This window comes from Thalassotalea coralli (assembly GCF_055786205.1).
Genome location: NZ_JBVVBK010000002.1, coordinates 407,447 through 424,771, shown reverse-complemented (window position 1 = coordinate 424,771; position 17,325 = coordinate 407,447). Strand labels below are relative to the sequence as shown.

At 37.8% G+C, this 17,325-nt stretch carries 19 protein-coding genes and 2 tRNA genes; 10 read left to right on the top strand and 11 right to left on the bottom strand.

Going from position 1 to position 17,325, the window contains the following annotated elements:
- Positions 1-16: 16 nt before the first annotated feature.
- Positions 17-93, bottom strand: a tRNA-Asn gene (locus tag ACOB80_RS07295).
- Between the two features lie 54 nt (positions 94-147).
- A tRNA-Asn gene (locus tag ACOB80_RS07290) sits at positions 148-224 on the bottom strand.
- Between the two features lie 556 nt (positions 225-780).
- Between ACOB80_RS07290 and ACOB80_RS07285 the strand changes: the two genes are divergently transcribed.
- Together ACOB80_RS07285 and uvrB are read left to right on the top strand one after the other, a co-directional pair.
- Entirely contained in the window at positions 781-2,154 is a 1,374-nt protein-coding gene (locus ACOB80_RS07285) for an MATE family efflux transporter (protein WP_473165150.1), read from the top strand.
- Positions 2,154-4,160: an excinuclease ABC subunit UvrB gene (gene uvrB, locus ACOB80_RS07280; protein ID WP_473165149.1), complete on the top strand. Its 2,007-nt coding sequence runs from the start codon at positions 2,154-2,156 to the stop codon at positions 4,158-4,160. The genes ACOB80_RS07285 and uvrB overlap by 1 nt, the downstream gene beginning before the upstream one ends.
- Positions 4,161-4,274: 114 nt before the next feature.
- On the opposite strand, the gene ACOB80_RS07275 is transcribed toward uvrB, so the two are convergent.
- From ACOB80_RS07275 to ACOB80_RS07265, 3 genes are all read right to left on the bottom strand, one after another.
- Positions 4,275-4,487: a hypothetical protein gene (locus tag ACOB80_RS07275; protein ID WP_473165148.1), complete on the bottom strand. Its 213-nt coding sequence runs from the start codon at positions 4,485-4,487 to the stop codon at positions 4,275-4,277.
- A gap of 166 nt (positions 4,488-4,653) precedes the next feature.
- A complete protein-coding gene (locus ACOB80_RS07270) occupies positions 4,654-6,012 on the bottom strand; it encodes a sigma-54-dependent transcriptional regulator (protein WP_473165147.1) in 1,359 nt (452 codons plus the stop codon).
- Positions 6,005-7,531, bottom strand: coding sequence for a sensor histidine kinase (locus tag ACOB80_RS07265; protein ID WP_473165146.1), 1,527 nt, complete (start codon positions 7,529-7,531; stop codon positions 6,005-6,007). The genes ACOB80_RS07270 and ACOB80_RS07265 overlap by 8 nt, the downstream gene beginning before the upstream one ends.
- A 353-nt stretch (positions 7,532-7,884) precedes the next feature.
- On the opposite strand from ACOB80_RS07265, the gene ACOB80_RS07260 reads away from it, so the two are divergent.
- The 5 genes from ACOB80_RS07260 (at position 7,885) to ACOB80_RS07240 (ending at position 10,591) form a co-directional block, all read left to right on the top strand.
- Entirely contained in the window at positions 7,885-8,463 is a 579-nt protein-coding gene (locus ACOB80_RS07260) for a hypothetical protein (RefSeq protein WP_473165145.1), read from the top strand.
- Positions 8,464-8,685: 222 nt separating this feature from the next.
- Positions 8,686-9,060 carry a hypothetical protein gene (locus tag ACOB80_RS07255; protein ID WP_473165144.1) on the top strand — a complete coding sequence of 125 codons (375 nt, stop codon included), beginning with the start codon at positions 8,686-8,688 and terminating at the stop codon, positions 9,058-9,060.
- 131 nt (positions 9,061-9,191) lie between these two features.
- Positions 9,192-9,677, top strand: coding sequence for a GNAT family N-acetyltransferase (locus ACOB80_RS07250; protein WP_473165143.1), 486 nt, complete (start codon positions 9,192-9,194; stop codon positions 9,675-9,677).
- Between the two features lie 27 nt (positions 9,678-9,704).
- Positions 9,705-10,085, top strand: coding sequence for a RidA family protein (locus ACOB80_RS07245; RefSeq protein ID WP_473165142.1), 381 nt, complete (start codon positions 9,705-9,707; stop codon positions 10,083-10,085).
- A 2-nt stretch (positions 10,086-10,087) separates the two neighbouring features.
- On the top strand, positions 10,088-10,591 hold the full coding sequence (locus ACOB80_RS07240; protein ID WP_473165141.1) for a GNAT family N-acetyltransferase: 504 nt from the start codon (positions 10,088-10,090) through the stop codon (positions 10,589-10,591).
- Positions 10,592-10,690: 99 nt separating this feature from the next.
- Here ACOB80_RS07240 and ACOB80_RS07235 read toward each other — a convergent pair whose 3' ends face one another.
- Positions 10,691-11,176 (bottom strand): glutathione peroxidase, encoded by a 486-nt coding sequence (locus ACOB80_RS07235; protein ID WP_473165140.1) that lies wholly within the window; start codon positions 11,174-11,176, stop codon positions 10,691-10,693.
- A 121-nt stretch (positions 11,177-11,297) separates the two neighbouring features.
- On the opposite strand from ACOB80_RS07235, the gene ACOB80_RS07230 reads away from it, so the two are divergent.
- Positions 11,298-12,176 (top strand): NAD(P)-dependent oxidoreductase, encoded by an 879-nt coding sequence (locus ACOB80_RS07230; RefSeq protein WP_473165139.1) that lies wholly within the window; start codon positions 11,298-11,300, stop codon positions 12,174-12,176.
- A gap of 25 nt (positions 12,177-12,201) precedes the next feature.
- Positions 12,202-12,678 (top strand): Cif family virulence factor, encoded by a 477-nt coding sequence (locus tag ACOB80_RS07225; RefSeq protein WP_473165138.1) that lies wholly within the window; start codon positions 12,202-12,204, stop codon positions 12,676-12,678.
- A gap of 103 nt (positions 12,679-12,781) precedes the next feature.
- Here ACOB80_RS07225 and ACOB80_RS07220 read toward each other — a convergent pair whose 3' ends face one another.
- The 5 genes from ACOB80_RS07220 to sbcB form a co-directional block, all read right to left on the bottom strand.
- Entirely contained in the window at positions 12,782-13,195 is a 414-nt protein-coding gene (locus ACOB80_RS07220; RefSeq protein ID WP_473165137.1) for a GNAT family N-acetyltransferase, read from the bottom strand.
- The gene (locus ACOB80_RS07215) at positions 13,185-13,448 is read right to left on the bottom strand and encodes a hypothetical protein (RefSeq protein ID WP_473165136.1); all 264 of its coding nucleotides are present in this window, start codon (positions 13,446-13,448) and stop codon (positions 13,185-13,187) included. Before ACOB80_RS07215 ends, ACOB80_RS07220 begins: the two co-directional genes overlap by 11 nt.
- Positions 13,449-13,586: 138 nt before the next feature.
- Positions 13,587-13,898, bottom strand: a complete 312-nt coding sequence (locus tag ACOB80_RS07210; protein ID WP_473165135.1) for a hypothetical protein — start codon at positions 13,896-13,898, stop codon at positions 13,587-13,589.
- A gap of 61 nt (positions 13,899-13,959) precedes the next feature.
- Positions 13,960-14,406, bottom strand: coding sequence for a GNAT family N-acetyltransferase (locus ACOB80_RS07205; protein ID WP_473165134.1), 447 nt, complete (start codon positions 14,404-14,406; stop codon positions 13,960-13,962).
- 25 nt (positions 14,407-14,431) lie between these two features.
- A complete protein-coding gene (gene sbcB / locus ACOB80_RS07200) occupies positions 14,432-15,925 on the bottom strand; it encodes an exodeoxyribonuclease I (protein ID WP_473165133.1) in 1,494 nt (497 codons plus the stop codon).
- 720 nt (positions 15,926-16,645) lie between these two features.
- Between sbcB and ACOB80_RS07195 the strand changes: the two genes are divergently transcribed.
- Positions 16,646-17,308, top strand: coding sequence for a hypothetical protein (locus tag ACOB80_RS07195; RefSeq protein ID WP_473165132.1), 663 nt, complete (start codon positions 16,646-16,648; stop codon positions 17,306-17,308).
- The last annotated feature ends 17 nt before the right edge of the window (positions 17,309-17,325 follow it).

The following is a 17,325-nucleotide window of genomic DNA, read 5'->3' as shown; positions in this document are numbered from 1 at the left end:
AGCGGCTTTTTTTGTGTGGCTCCCCTGGTCTGATTTGAACAGACGACACATGGATTAACAGTCCACCGCTCTAACCAACTGAGCTACAGGGGAATAAATTGTTTCGGCTTTCGCCAGATAACCGCTATATAGCCATTATCTATAATGTGGCTCCCCTGGTCTGATTTGAACAGACGACACATGGATTAACAGTCCACCGCTCTAACCAACTGAGCTACAGGGGAATCGCTTTCTGAGATAAGTTGTATCTCGTCAACGGGGCGGAATATTAAAGATACCTAGTGAAGCTGTCAACACATTATTTTTAATTTTTTAAATATTTGAACCGTTTGGTCATTTCTCATGCATCATGGTGTAAATTGCGTCAAAGTCTGGCTTATATTTATCCACCAATAAGTTATCCACCAATTCTGTGGATAACTACGTGAGTAAAAGTGTAATAAAGCGTAACTTATGGGCTAGATGAGTTAGTTCTACTTTTGAACAATAATATACCAATGTAGAAATTCATAATTAAAACAAGGGTATGTAGGATTAAATAACCTGATAATTAAAATTTGCGTTTATTTTAACCAATGGCAAATAATTCATGGTTAATGTGTATTGTTTTTTAAATCCTTTGATAGATTAATTTAATAACTAAGCACTTCTACCACTTTTTCATTTACATTTAGTAAAACTAATCATGTGGTAAATTAAATATTTCCATAGCAGGAGTTAACAGTATCTTTTACAATATCTTCTGTAGCAATTGACCGTAAATCTTACGAAGTACCCCTAATGACAGAAGAAAAAAATAAGCGACAAATAGATTTGCTAAAAGACCCTGTTGGGCAAACGTTAAAGCAAATGACGATTCCAATGATTTACGGCATGATTTTGTTGATGACATTCAATTTAGTCGACACGTTTTTCGTCAGCCTTTTAGGAACTCAGCCTCTTGCTGCGATAAGTTTTACTTTTCCTATTACTTTTACTGTTATTAGCTTAACAATAGGTTTAGGTATAGGAACATCTGCAGTAATTGCTAAATCTTTAGGTAAAGGTGATACCGGTTTTGCCAAATGTTCGGCAACATCCGCCATGATAATGTCGGGCATAGTTGTCGGTATTCTTTCTTTTATCGGTTATTGGTTTACGGATCCGCTATTTACCTTTTTAGGCGCAAGTGAAGAATTGTTGCCATTAATTCATGATTATATGGATTATTGGTTCTTAGGCAGTGTATTCCTTATTGGGCCCATGATCGGGAATGCTATTTTGCGTGCCAGCGGTGATACTAAAACGCCTAGTATTATTATGGGAGTAGGTGGGGTAATTAATGCTATCTTAGATCCTATTTTAATTTTTGGTTTTGGGCCTATTCCTGCAATGGGTATTAAAGGTGCAGCAATTGCAACGCTCGTTTCTTGGATAGTGGGTTTAGCTTATGTGCTTTATGTTGTGGGCTATCAACGAAACCTTATTTATACAACGGTGTCAGGGCTTGCATCGTTTTGGAAATCAGCAAAAGGAATTTTACATATAGGATTACCAGCGGCAGGTGCTAACATGTTAACGCCAATTTCTGCTGCAATTCTTACCGCGATTGCCGCTACTTATGGCGAAGAAGCGGTTGCAGCTTTTGGTGTTGGCACTCGTATAGAGTCTATTGCTTGTTTAGTTATTCTAGCCATGTCGATGACATTACCACCGTTCATTAGTCAGAATTTTGGTGCTGGCAATATGAAACGTGTTCAAGAGGGTTTCTCTACATCGATTAAATTTATTTTAATCTGGCAAGTGGTGATTTACGTATTACTCGTACTAATCGCACCTTTAGTTGCCAATATCTTTACCGATGACGAAAACGTTGCTCGAATTATAAAGCTGTTTATTTGGATACTACCATTAGGCTACGGATTCCAAGGGATTATCATACTGACAAACTCATCCTTTAATGCGCTTCATAAGCCTATGGTCGCGTTAGTGTTGAGTATTTTGAGGTTGTTTGTGTGCTATGTACCGCTTTCCTATTTAGGTAGCCATTTGTACGGTATAGAAGGCTTCTTTTTAGGTGGGTTAGCGGGCAATTTGATTATGTCTGTCATTTCTTATCGCGTATTCACCAAACAGTTTGAGCAAACTACACTTGAGACTGAGGTAGCAAAATAATGAAAAATATGGAGTTAGTATCTGATTATACCCCTAGTGGTGATCAGCCTGGTGCTATTTCTCAATTAGTTGAAGGTATAGAAGTTGGTCTTGCTCACCAAACGCTTCTCGGTGTTACAGGTTCAGGTAAAACTTATACCATAGCGAATGTGATCGAAAAGCTTAATCGACCGACCATGATGCTAGCACCTAATAAAACACTCGCAGCTCAGTTATATGGTGAGATGAAAGAGTTCTTTCCCAATAACGCAGTTGAATATTTTGTGTCTTATTATGATTACTATCAGCCTGAAGCTTATGTACCGACAACCGATACTTTTATAGAAAAAGATGCGTCGATAAACGATCACATAGAACAAATGCGTTTGTCGGCAACTAAAGCCTTATTAGAACGCAGAGACGTGATTATTGTCGCGTCAGTATCTGCTATCTATGGTTTGGGTGATCCAGATTCTTATTTAAAAATGATGTTGCATTTAAGACAGGGTGACATTATTAATCAGCGTGATATTTTACGAAGATTAGCCGAGCTTCAATACACGAGAAACGATGTCGCATTTCAACGTGCAACATATCGCGTGCGTGGTGACGTTATAGATATCTTTCCTGCTGAATCTGACCGTTTGGCCTTGCGCGTTGAGCTTTTCGATGAAGAAATAGAGCGTATTAGTGAATTTGATCCGCTAACTGGGCAAGTAGAGCGCAACCTTGCACGTGTCACGGTTTATCCTAAAACCCACTATGCAACACCTCGAGATAAAATTTTAGCGGCAGTCGAGCAAATTAAAGTAGAGCTTAAAGAAAGGGCTACGCAACTAAAAGATAATAACAAGCTAATAGAAGAGCAGCGAATTGTTCAACGAACGCAGTTTGATATCGAAATGATGACAGAGCTCGGCTACTGTTCAGGCATCGAAAACTACTCGCGATATTTATCAGGTAGAGCTGCTGGCGAGCCACCTCCAACGTTATTCGATTATTTACCCGATGACGGTTTGCTTATCATTGACGAATCTCATGTTACGGTTCCTCAACTAGGGGCAATGTATAAGGGTGACCGATCTCGTAAAGAAAACTTAGTTGAATACGGATTTAGATTACCGTCGGCGTTAGATAACCGTCCAATGAAATTTGATGAATTTGAATCGTTAGCGCCACAAACAATTTATGTCTCAGCGACGCCAAGTAACTACGAGCTTGAAAAATCCAGTGGTGAGATAGCAGAGCAGGTTGTACGTCCAACAGGTTTATTAGATCCTCAAATAGATGTAAGACCGGTTGATAGCCAAGTAGACGACCTATTATCAGAGATTCGTAAGCGCGTAGAAATAGGTGAGCGCGTATTGGCGACGACGTTAACTAAACGTATGGCGGAAGATCTAACCGAATACCTAGATGAACACAATATTAAAACACGCTACTTACATTCAGATATTGATACCGTTGAGCGTGTTGAAATTATTCGTGATTTCCGTATGGGGCATTTTGATGTACTCGTTGGCATTAACTTGCTAAGAGAAGGCTTAGATATGCCGGAAGTGTCTTTGGTTGCAATTCTAGATGCTGATAAAGAAGGCTTCTTGCGATCTGATCGTTCATTGATCCAAACGATTGGGCGTGCAGCGCGTAACGTTAACGGTAAAGCTATTTTATATGCAGATAGAATTACTGGCTCAATGCGCAGAGCGATGGATGAAACCGAGCGACGCAGAGCAAAGCAGGAAGAATACAATAAAGCTAATGGTATTATTCCTAAAGGTGTTAAGCGTAAGATCACTGATGTGATGGATATCGGCACCACTCCAGAAGAAGGTATCATTGCAAAACGTAAGCAGGCAGCAGAGCCTAATGCGGTTTACCAGGTGATGTCGGTACAAGAGATTGACGATAAAGTGAAGCAGCTAGAAAAAGAGATGCTAGATCACGCGCAAAACCTAGAATTCGAGCAAGCGGCGTCAGTCAGAGATCAAATTAAAAAGCTCAGACAGCAACAGTTGTCTGCGTAACTTAAGCAGAAAGTTAAAAGAAAGACGTGCTCTACCTTATCCATTTATCCGTAAATGTAAGGGCAGAGCACTTGTCAGCTCAGCTTAGACAGATAGGTAAAAATTGGAATATATCTATTTCAATTCGAACATCATGTATCGACTAATAATGTCCGATATCGCGTCACTATCACAGCTAGATAAATGACTAATGTCTTCAATAATTTTGTCCTGTATATCAACAGGAAAAAGCATCAATTGTTCCAAATACAAATGTGCTTGGGTTTCGTTATTATTACTGATCAGTTCCGCTAATCGAGTGGCATGGTTTCTCCAAATTGCGCTCATAAACTACATCCTCACTTAATCTGACTTGTAAAAAATGTTTCAAGCCCTGTTTATACGGGGCTTATAGAAGCACCCGCATCTTTTAAGTGTAGATTAGAGGTGGTTATTTTTTATACATATTTGTTACTAAAAAATGCCCACTTTTAATTTTGTAATCTAAAGGATGTTAATCCTTTGTAATTTGGAATTTTTCTAATCGGTACAAAAATGCTTTATATGACATTTTTAAGTATTTTGCTGCTTTGGTACGGTTTCCTTGGTGCATTTTTAATGCTTGAGACAAACAATGGCGTTCAAAATGCTCCCAACTAAATGGGGTTTGCGGCATGGAAAACTCTGGGGTGTCGGCACTAAACTCATTATCACTTGCACCGGTTAGTTCTTGGTCATCAGCGAGTAAAACGAATCGCTCGATACGATTTGATAGTTCACGTACGTTGCCTGGCCAATGATATTCTAATAACTTACGGTACAATTCTGATGTAAGGGTAGGTAGCTGTGATTGATGCTGTTTGCTGTGCACTTGTATAAAGTGATCGGCTAATAGCGGAATATCTTGTTGACGCTCTCTCAATGGCGGCATATTAATTGGTACTACGTTTAATCGATAAAACAAATCTTCACGGAAGTTGCCTTTTTTTACTTCCTGTTCTAAATCTCGGTGAGTTGCGGCAATCACTCTTACATCAAGCTTAATCTCTTCGTTACTACCTAGACGCGTGATGGTATTTTCTTGTAAAAATCGTAATAAGTGCGCTTGCAAGCTAGGACTTAACTCACCAATTTCATCGAGAAATATCGTGCCTTTATCGGCAGCTTCAAAACGACCAATTTTCTGGGTATTCGCACCTGTGTAAGCGCCTTTTTCAGCACCAAACAACTCAGCTTCAGCAATTGATTCTGCGATAGCGCCACAGTTAATCGCGATAAACTTTTCATGTTGGCGAGAAGAGCTTTCGTGTAAAGCGCGCGCTGCAAGTTCTTTACCTGTGCCACTTTCACCAAGTACTAGTACAGTGGCATTAGTACTGGAGACTTTTTCTATGCGTTGATAAACCTGCTGCATCGCAGGTGTTTTACCTACTAAGCCAACCAACTGTTTTTGTTCACTCAGTTGTGAAGAAAGGGCTTTGTTTTCACTTCTCAGTTGTTTGGCTTTTAACGCTTTGTCTATGGTGAGTAATAGCTCTTGGCGTTTAAAAGGCTTAGGTAGGTAATCGTCTGCGCCTTTTTGCAACGCTTCGACAGCATGGTTAATTGTGCCGTAAGCAGTTGCGATAACAAAACCAATCCCTTGATCTTGCTTTCGTACATAGTTAAGTAAATCTATGCCACTTAAGTCGCCAAGCTTCCAATCAGAAAAAATAACATCGTAAGCGTCTTGCTTAAATTTAACGATAGCCTGTTCAACACAATCAGCGACGTCTACGTTAAATTCACTGGCGTTCAGTATATCGGCTATAAGTTGACGCTGTTCAGGTTCGTCTTCAACAACTAATATTTTGATATCGTTTAGCTTAGTCATGCTTTACTCCAAATATTGCATTTGCTAAGCAACCTTTTTCGCCAGAATTACGTAAAGTTAGGTCGCCTTGATAGTGTAAGGTGATAATGCGTTTCGCTATGTACAGTCCCATGCCTGCACCTTCAGGTTTAGAAGAAACGTGCGGTTGAAACAGTCTTTTTTCAATATGCTCATCCAGGCCTACGCCTTGATCGAGCACGCTGAAACTGATGCAATCAGTTGTTCTTTCACCTGTAATTTTGACGGAACTACCATCGCTACTTGCTTCACAGGCATTATTGACTAAAGTATGAATGATACTTCGTATCTCCGACTCAGCGCCTGTTAGAGATAGGTCATTAGCAATATCAACGTCAAAGTTGATCGATTTATTCATACTGGACTTGTATTCCAAGATAATATCTTGAACGACCGCCAGTAAAGGCACTTGTTCATCTCTCCTAATACCTGATGCCGTTAATGTTAAAAGCGCCTTAATGCTTTTATCTAAATGTTGAATTTTGTTTTGTACCGTGGCTAAAAGTTGTTGTTTTTGTTCGTCGTTTAAGTTGTTTTCACTGAGCTGTTCGATAGATAATCCTATGGTATGGATAGGGTTTCTTAGCGCATGCGCTAAACCTCGACTTACTTCACCTAACTCGGCTAAATGTGAAAGTTCTTTGTGTTGTTTTTCGGCTTCGGTCAATTGTGCAAGATGTCGCACCATGTTATTAAATTGCGAAATCGTTGTTCGGATTTCTTTTACACCTTGCTCTTTAACTTGGTGCTGATAATCACCGTCTGCAAGCTTGTTAAAGCCTATGGTTAGTTGTTTTAACGGTTGATTGAATCGCAAACTTAACCAGTACGCGAAAATCAATCCAACAATAGCGACACAAATTATTGCTATTTGAATGCGGTTAAATAGCAATTGTGCTTTGTCACTTTTGTTTTTCTTAAACCAAACTTGTTCATGTCTACTCGGTGCAGTTCTAAAAACAAACGTTTGGTCAGCGCCTTTTAATTCAACACTTTCTTCGTTTTCGTTATGTATTTTTTCGATAAGCGTTTTAAATTCTTTTTTTAGAATTCGTTTGCTCACTTTCATTTCACCGTTCTCGTCAGTAGTGATGTGCTGACGGGTAACAATTCGTGCTGGCGGGTTTTGCCCATCTTGTGTCGTTGTTTCTACTTTTATTACTTGATTGTCGTTAAAGGCATAAACATTTACCTGTGCCGTACTTTGTTGTTCTGTTGCTTCTTGTGACTTGTTTTCCTTGCTCGCTTTTTTATCTGTTCGAGGTGATTCATTCTCTCTTGTAATTATATCGGCTTGTGCACTGTCGTTTAAGGTGTCAACGACGCGATCGTCTAGTCTGTCAACAGCCAATTCAATTAGATGCTCACCATATACTCTGGCTTTCTCATTCACTTCGTCTTGAAGGCTTCGTTCGATCCAAAACATTAATGCCAGTTGGCTTAGCGCCAAAAGTAAAATTAAACCACCTATTAAGGAGAAAAGATAAGCACGTAACGACATAAGCTTCCAAATATTCAATAACTCAAGTTAACACTACATCAAGATGTATCAAGTATAATGCCACTTTGAGTTCTTTTTAAAAAGATAAATAAAACAATGGATTAGAGCTGCATTAAGGCTAGGTGAATTTAGGCCACTTAATAATTTCCTGATATGAGGAATATTAACTCCTGATATCAGTAACCTTAGTTTAGAAGCTTATAGTAAAAATTTCCTTATCGTGTTGAAAATATTAAAAAAATACACTTTGGTACAGAATTGGCACTATCTAAATCGAGATTAAAACTAACATTCGTTTCGTATCGCTTGAGCTAATTTAAGTGATTTGATTATTTTAGATAAGGAATTAAAACATGAAACCATTGAATAAAACGGCTTTAGCTATCGCATTTTCTGTTGCTGGTGTACTAAGCAGTGTCTCTGCTATTGCTATGACGTCAGACGTTAGAGAAGTAAAACATCGTATCGAAGTTGTGGCTGATGAGTCAGAAAACGTAAGAGTTTTTGTGAGTGTAAATGGTGATTTGACCAAAGTAGAAGTGCCAAAAGAGGCACTAACAGATAAAGACCAGTTAGCCGATGCGCTTGTCGATGTGCCAGAAGAAGTAAAAACTAAACTTATTGATCAACTAGCAAACATTCACATGGATGATGGCATGATTAAAGTTGAAGCGTTTGTTCACGGCGACGAGCACAATACATGGGTTAATAAAGATGATGAGCATATTGTAATCGTCAAAGCTGGCGACCTCGCTGAAGGTGAAGAGGGCGCTAAGCGAGTTATTAAGCGAGTGAAGAAGGGCGATAAAGTCTTTGAATTTAAAACGGGTGGTGGTTTAAGTGCCGATACTATTATCCGCTTACTTGGTCATGGTGAATTCAGTTCAGATGATCTAGACAAGATTCAACGCGCGTTGGATGAAAAAAGATAAACAATTTATTGTTTTCTCTGACTAAAATAAATGGCCACTCAAAAGAGTGGCTTTTTTTATCTTTTCAAGCTTTTTTCTGAATATTTAGGATGTTGAATAGCTTTATTTTTTTTGATAACAGATTGAAATACTGTGGTTTTCTGGTAGTTTATGAGAATGGTTGTAGACGGATATTACTGAGAAGTCTACATAATATACTGTTCGCTATACAAGGACGTTCATATGAAAAATCGGAGCACTTTAGTTTTTATACTTTTAGTAACTTCATTTTCTATTACGGCTAAAGAATTGGACATTTTTAAGATATTCAACCAATTTACAGCAGTTAGTGCTGCTTCAGGGAAATGCATTAAGCCTTCCTCAGAAGAGTTAACCTCATTCTTGGCAAACTACCAAATGGTTAGCTCGTTAATGCATCAAAAAATAAAATCACGAAAACCAGAATGGTCTGATGAAAAGGTAAGTCAATTCATCGAAAAAGGAGCAAATGAAATAACCCTTAAGATAAATGATTTAATCAACTCTGAAGGTTGTGACAGTACTGAGATTCAAGCGCTAACTAATAGGTTTTATGTACAGGCTAAATGGAAGCCATAATTGGTAAAGTATAGCTAACAAGCCATTACAGCAACGGGATTGCTAACAGCTTGCTCGGTTCCGTTTCGCTTTATACTTTAGCAAACAATTACTCGCCTTTTAGCAAGGCGCTATATCTCGGAGAATATGTCATGCCAATTAGTTTGATTACTGAAAAATCTTGGGATGACATAATGAAAATTCAAGAAGAGGCTTATACCGATATAGCACCTGAAAAGCTAAGCGTTTTAAAAAGTAAATGGTATTCATCGCCGCTAACCTGTGCCGTATACACAGATCGTGCTGGTAAAGTATTAGCTTATTTATTGGCACATCCATGGGCGAGTGAAATCCCACCGAAGTTAAATGAAAAAATCCCTGTAATTGATAGCTCAACTTTATTTATTCATGATTTAGCTTTAGCGGTTGCAGCAAGAGGAAAGTGTATCGCCAAGGAATTAGTTCAAAACCTAATTGATAGGGCTAAGAATCAAGGTTATGTAAAAATATCATTAGTGGCGGTTCAAAATTCTACTGGCTTTTGGGCTAAATTTGGTTTTGTAAATAAACCCAGTAAAGGTATTTGCTCGAGTTACGGTGAAAATTCACAATTAATGGTGTTAGAGTTAGAGACATAGCAAGGCATTATAACTAGAGGCAAACTAATGAGAAAAATAGTAAGTTCGGGATCTCACCTTGAAGAGCCAATCGGTTTTTCACGTGCTTGTCGTATAGGGAACTACATATCTGTTTCAGGAACCGCACCAATAAAAAATGGAAGAACTGTGCATATCGATGACGTTTATAACCAAACGAAATACTGCCTTGAACTTTCAATCAGTGCGATTGAAGAGGCTGGTGGCAATATTCAAAACGTTATCAGAACTCGAATTATGCTTACCGATATTTCTTGCTGGGAGGAGGCTGCAAAAGCTCACGGAGAGTTATTTTCAGCAATCAAACCCGCTTGTACTTTTGTTGAAGTAAGTCGTTTTATTGATAAGCAATGGCTTGTTGAAACAGAGATTGACTGTGTGGTGAACTAGTTTTGAATTTTAGTTATCAAACTTCTAGGTTGCAGGTTAGTGAAATTCTTACCAGAAATCCGCAGCCTGAATTTTTAGATTCAGTCATTGAGCTATTATCTCCGAAAGTTGTTGAAAACCTTCCTCCGTACTTCCAAAACATTAACACCATTTCATCAGCACAACAGTGGCTTGAGCAAATCATTGCTGAAGGTCGTTTGTTTTTTGTAAATCTCGTCGATGAAACTAATCCTATTGGCTTTGTATTTTTATCGACTCTAGATACAAGAGGAACACACATCGGCTATCTACTTGGTGAACCATACTGGGGAAGTGGTTACGCAACAGAAGTACTAAAAGGTTTAATTGAGTTTATTAGAACTGAAGATAAAACAGCTAGGTTAGTTGCTGGGGTAGCTGAAGACAATGTCGCTTCAATAAAGTTACTGCAAAAGTTAGGTTTTGTTAAAAGCTCAAATGAGAGCAATGGAACTATGTTTTTCGAGTATAGATTTTCAAAAATATAATAAATGACTTGGTGTAGCTGTTTTGTTGTTAGTTCTAGTAAAACTGCCAGATTCAACTTAATAATATTTGTCGCTTCTGACAGTTTCAATTAAAACACATTACGCAAGTAATGCTTCGATATCTTTTTCTATTTCGTGAGGTTTTACCAAAGGCGAGTAGCGTTTTACTACATTGCCCTTTGCATCAACGAGAAACTTGGTAAAGTTCCACTTAATTGATTTCGTGCCTAAAATACCAGGTGCTTGTTCTTTTAAAAAACGATAAACAGGTGATGCTTGATCGCCATTAACGTCGATTTTGTCCATTAGTGGAAAGCTAATATTAAAATTTAGATCGCAAAAGCTTTGTATTTCTAAATTATTGCCTTTTTCTTGTTTACCAAATTGATTGCATGGAAAAGCAAGCAATTCAAATCCTTTATCTTTATATTTTTTATACAGTTCTTCTAATCCCGCGTACTGTGGTGTAAAACCACATGCACTTGCAGTATTAACAATTAATACTACCTTGTCTTGTAAATTAACAAAGTCAAAAGCTTGGTGACGATTAGTCGTTACCTGAAATTGATAAAATTTTGCTGACATAGAGCCCTTATAGTGGTCGGATGACAATTTAAAGGTAGCCTATAAATCTGTTATTCACAACATTATCTTGCGCTTGTTTACTTATTGAGTAGACTGATGTTTTTTTCTCAAGAGATCCATTATGAAAGTTGCATTTTTAGGCCTAGGAGTTATGGGCTTCCCTATGGCGGGACATTTAGTTAACGCAGGTCATCAAGTGACTGTTTATAACCGCACTACAGAAAAGGCGCAAAAGTGGCAGGAAAAGTATAGCGGTGATACAGCACTATCACCCAAAGAAGCGGCTAAAAACGCTGAAATCGTCTTTTGTTGTGTGGGTAATGACGACGATGTTCGAAGTGTAACACTTGGGGAAAATGGCGCATTCGCAGGTATGGAGACGGGCACAATCTTTGTTGATCACACCACAGCTTCAGCAACATTAGCTCGAGAACTAGAAGCAATTGCAAAACAACAAGGCATTGGCTTTATTGATGCACCTGTTTCTGGTGGCCAAGCTGGCGCTGAAAACGGCGTATTAACGGTAATGTGTGGTGGCGAACAAGCTGTTTACGATAGAGTTGCTGATGTAATGCAAGCATTTGCCCAATTTACCCAATTAATGGGCGGGAGTGGCGCAGGGCAATTAGCTAAAATGGTTAATCAAATTTGCTTTGTTAACGTGGTTCAAGGGCTAGCAGAAGGCCTTAACTTTGCTCAACATGCAGGGTTAGATACAGACAAGTTGCTTGAAACTATTTCTAAAGGGGCGGCAGGCTCATGGCAAATGGATAACCGTGGAAAAACCATGTGCGCACGTGAATTTGATTTTGGTTTTGCTGTTGACTGGCTGAGAAAAGATTTGGGCATGGCATTCGATGAAGCAGAAAAACTTGGTATAGATTTGCCTGTTACTAAACAGTTGGACGGCTTTTACGATGAAGTGCAGAAAATGGGCGGTGGCCGTTGGGATACTTCAAGTTTAATTGCTCGTTTCGGTGATAAGATAGTTAAAAACTAAATCTTTATAAAGTCTTGAGGGAAACATGAATAAATTTATACTTTTAATACTGTCACTAACGATGGCGTGGCAGGTGTCGGCTAACGAACAAACAGAAAAGGAACTCGAACAGTATTGGCTAGAAGTAGCTAAAACTGTGGAAGATGGTGACTTTCAAGGGTATGCAGATTTATTCGACAGAGACGCTATCCTAGTGTCTGATTTACGAAATAACAGTTATCCTATCTCAAAAGCGCTTGCAGGCTGGAAACAGGGCTTTGTTGATACTAAAGCGGGTAAAATCTCTGCCGGCGTCGACTTTAAGTTTACCAAATCGCTATTAGGAGAAAAAACCGCTCATCAAACAGGATATTTTCGTTATTTTACTCTAGACGTTGCGGGTAAACGAACAGTATTTATTGCCAAGTTTGAAGCACTTTTACTTAAAACCGATGGAAAATGGATAATGACCATGGAGCGTCATCAAGAACAGGTGGATCAAAAAACTTGGGATGCTTTATAAGCATCAAACAAATGCTTAACGGTCAGAATTAAGTTATCTTATTTATAATGCTGACCGTTTAACTATTCTACCTACAAAGAATTAAATACTTTGTTTCAATGCGTTATAAGTCCTTTACCATAAAATACTTACATCCCGTTTTAGGATAGCCCTCTTGCACCCACTGAACTTGATAGCCGTGCTTTTCATAAAAAGGCTTTGCTTGGAAATTTAAAGTATCCAATAAACACTTAACACAGCCACGCGCTTTAGCAGCTTGTTCAACTTTTTCCAAAATCTTGCTACCAACATCTTGTCCACGTAATTGCTCTGACACCCATAGCGTATCTAGCAATAACCAATCACCAAAAGTTCGTGCTGCTGCGCCTGCGATGACTTCTCCGTTATCATTTTTAATTTGTACAGCTAATGGTAGCCTTTCACTCACTTCCCATTGTGCCCAATTAAAATCAGCGATTTGTTTACTTAAATAGTCGACTAATTCTTGGTCAGGGTTTTCTAATAGCTCAATCTTCATCTTTAGGCTCTCCGTTTTCGTCCTCTTCCTTTAGTTGTTCTTGTTTTATCCTTTCTAGTTTTTTAATTTCTTGTGGTGGAATAGGGAAGACAGACAAGATCGGAAACACAGCTAAAAACACAAACGCGCCTTTGGGCATTCGCTTTCCCCAAACGACTAACCTGAACAGTCCTCGAATGATAAAAGCGGCAAACAAGAATAACGCAATATAAATACCGATTATTGTTAGATCCGGTAATGTCAAAATGTCCATTTATTAAACCTCCACATTAGCCATATAAGTGGGGAGGCTTTTACGATAATTCAAGTACTTATCATTCAGCGAAAGGCAAGTTTGAAGTTTAGAGTGTTATTGACTTTGAGGTCTTTTGTTCATATTTGTCGAAACAGGTTAAAGTAATAAGCGCCATAGTAATCCAACCGCACAAAGAAATATTCCTAACAAAGATAAATATTGTGCTAATTGCGGGTTTCCGATAGCAGGGAGCTCTTCACCTTTGAAAATGTCGGTTAAAGATGAAAAAAATATTTTCGGGGTTAACGCTACGCTAAATAACAGAAAGAACACGCCAACGGACATGGTTAACTCTCTTACCTCTAATTCGATGACTAAGAAATCATAAATTCCGGTTAATACGATTAACAGCGCAACAATGAAACTTATACTAGCTGCGACTTTTTCTTTTAGCGGTAATTGATTCATAAACGATCCCTGTTTCTATTAAGCGTTTTGTAAATTGTTAAATTGAAGTCTCTACCAGATTTTACACGTAAATTTTTAACTTTCGTCCGGTGAAAACAAAGCCATTTTTTTGGTAAAACTCAAAGGTCCGATCCCACTTTTCATCTGCGGGCGCTGAAACGTCAATTCGTTTCCATTTTTTATCGACACCTATTTTGAGTATTTCCTGGATGACAGCTTTGCCTATGCCATTAGACCTAAACTTCTCAGCTACCCAGAGTTCATTGATAATGCCATATTTGCCGTGTGCGAAAATCGAAAAGGATTCAGCTAAGGTAAAGAAAGCAATAGTTTCATTGTTTTCTTTTAGGCAATAAGCCTCATGGCTATTGTTTGGTTCGTTCATTTGAGAAAACAAGTGGTTAAATGCTTCATCTGAAGGTACAGCTTCTTCGTTAAATAACTCTGAATACAATAACCCAATGTATTTTTTAATTTCACTTGTGTCGGTTACTTTAACTAATTCCATTTAACTTGCTCCGTTGACTGTACCTTTAAGAGACAGAGCCTTGTAAATACTCATATAAGGCTTTTAGAATCGCCATTTTACCTTGGTCACTTTCATGCTCATGCACAAGGTTTTCAATTTTCATCATAAATTCGTCGCCCGATAAAATACCTTTACCACCATCCATTAGTTTGTTTTGGCAGTAATTTTTCCACTTGTGCTGTTCTTCATTAGTTAATGTATGCGGATAGTTTCTGGCACGATAACGAAACAGCATAGGAGCTAATCTAGGATCCTGAAACTGAAATTCATGGCTAGCGAGGTTTTCTACCGCTAGTTGGTGCAATACTTCCATTTGTGCTTTATCGGCGGGCGAGAAAAATTCGCCGCCGTATAAGGCATGTTCAGGGTCTATAGATTCTGATTCATCACGCGCTTCAGGTAAAAACACTTCGGTGAGTTTTTCTCTGATTTCTGGGTGTTTTTTTAGAATGTCTAAATGCTTTAAGCAGGTTTCCCTTGGAATATTAAGGCGTTCAGCGTTTTCAGGAAGTAATGTTTTAGCCGGAGCAACGACGGGACATTTATTTGTGTGAATAACTTTAATCGGAATAGGGAGCTCATCAGGGCCTAGGTCTTGATACCTAGTATAAAGCCTTGCTTTTATCTCTTCGGCAGTTAGCTCTAACAGTGGAGAAGGATCGCGAGCCAAATCGACTGCAATAACGCCATTTTTATTACTTGGGTGATATGAAACAGGTGCAAACCAACTGGTGCAACCGTGCTCAGACGAAATCTTGGATGAGGTATGAACAACTGGCGTCATGTTGTACACATCGAGCAGTTCTGCCACTTGCTTTTTGTTTCTTAGGTTAAAGATAAAGTCGTATAGTTTTGGCTGTTTGTTTTTGATTAATTTAGCCATTTCAATGGTGGCATAAACATCGCTCATAGCATCATGAGCTGCGTCATGACTAATGCCATTGGCTTTGGTTAATAGCTCTAATCGAAAGCTAATTACGTCTGTTTCTAAGTTCTCATTATATTGTGTTGGCCACTCAATTCCTTCTGGCCTTAATGCGTAACACGCGCGCACCATATCGATAATATCCCAACGGCTATTACCATTTTGCCATTCACGTGCATATGGGTCATAAAAGTTACGATAAAGTAGGTAACGCGTAACTTCGTCGTCAAAGCGAATGCTGTTGTAGCCTGCGACACAAGTGTTTGGTACGGTAAATAACTGATGGATGCGATCAGCAAATTCAGCTTCTGTTAAACCTTCCCTTAACGCTTTTTGCGGGGTAATTCCCGTCACCAAACAAGCTTCTGGGTGAGGTAAATAATCCGCTGGTGGCTTACAATAAAAGACTTCAGGTTCACCAATAATATTTAAGTCGTAATCGGTTCGAATAGCAGCAAATTGAGAAGGCTTATCGTATTTAGGATTCACTCCCCAAGTCTCATAATCGTGCCATAAGATAGAGGGTTGGATTTCTTTGTTTTTATTAGGTTCTAAATGTTTTGGATTGTTCAATGTGAAAGCCTAACCTTTTGTAATTATAGTGATAATATTGTTATCTTCTTTTTTTTGTTTGATTTTGATTTTTGTTGTTTGAAATTGTCTGGCGTCTTTGTGTACACTTTGAGTACATAAAAATTTTATTAGTGTACATAAAAATGGCTCTAACAAAGGCAATCTTAAACAGATTTCATGGCAAAGATCTTACGAAGATAATAATAAACCCTGATAAAAGTAATGCCACGTATGATAAACCTATTGAGCTTACAGATCGAGACTCTTTAGGTGTAAGGATATCGCTGAAAGGCAAGATAGTATGGCAATTTCGTTACAGGTATAAAGGAAATCTGCAAGAAAAATTCAGATTTAGTTAAGTACAATATAAACTCAAAACAATTTGAATTTAAGAAAAGCAGAAAATCCAAAAATAAATCAAACTATTGAATCTTTTAAAATGAATGATAAAAAGAAATGGTGAAGAAGTGAATTTTCAATAGTTTACCAACAATAGTACAAAATTTATTCAGAAATAGTTGAGATATCAATGTGATGATTTTCTGTTTTCCGTAAAAGAGTAAATTTTAAACTATGAAAACATGCGAGGTACTTAATATTAAATACTTGCCTTTAATGAAATTAATCATTTCTTCCTTAATTTAGGGCAAAAACGTTTTTTTGGCTCCCCACGTAATGCCATTATTAGATTGTTTTCCTCCCTGCTAAAGGAAGATAAATATGAAGTTTACTAATAAAAGCGTACCTATTAAAACAGTTTTGAATCGAATTCCAATATTCGAACCAGTGCAAAAAACACAACGTAGCATTTGTAAAACTCGCAAAACTGTACATAAGAACAATTCGATAATTATTGAAGACGATAGTCATAAACTTGATTTAGTTGGTTTCAGCTTAAATCACAGTTATGACTATCCAATACTGGGATTAATTATTAAGCATTGGTTAAACAATCAATTTGAGAAGATTGATGAAGAAGATACTGTTACTATCGAGCTTAAAGAGCTTAAAGAGCTTAAACAAGTATTTAAGTTAAAACATAAACAGAGTTGTAGTAAAAACTATAAACCCTTTCGAGATAGTTTAGTTCGATTACATTCGGCTGTTTTTGTTTTAAAAATGAAGGAAACTAAAGTTGAACATGTCGGCAATTTCTTCGCTAAACCATCCATTTTTGATTACAAGAATAAAAAAATTACGATATTTGTCGGTGATTTTCTCAAAAGTCTTTATAAAGACCATTATGGTATTTCTTTTATTGAACTGGACGAAATCATCAGTACAAAATTAGAGTCACTCAAAGCTATGAAAAAGTATTTGATGACTCATAGTATCAGCTTTATAGACTTTAAATTAGATATTATTAAGTTTTGTTTAATTTAGCTAATTGTTTGATCAAG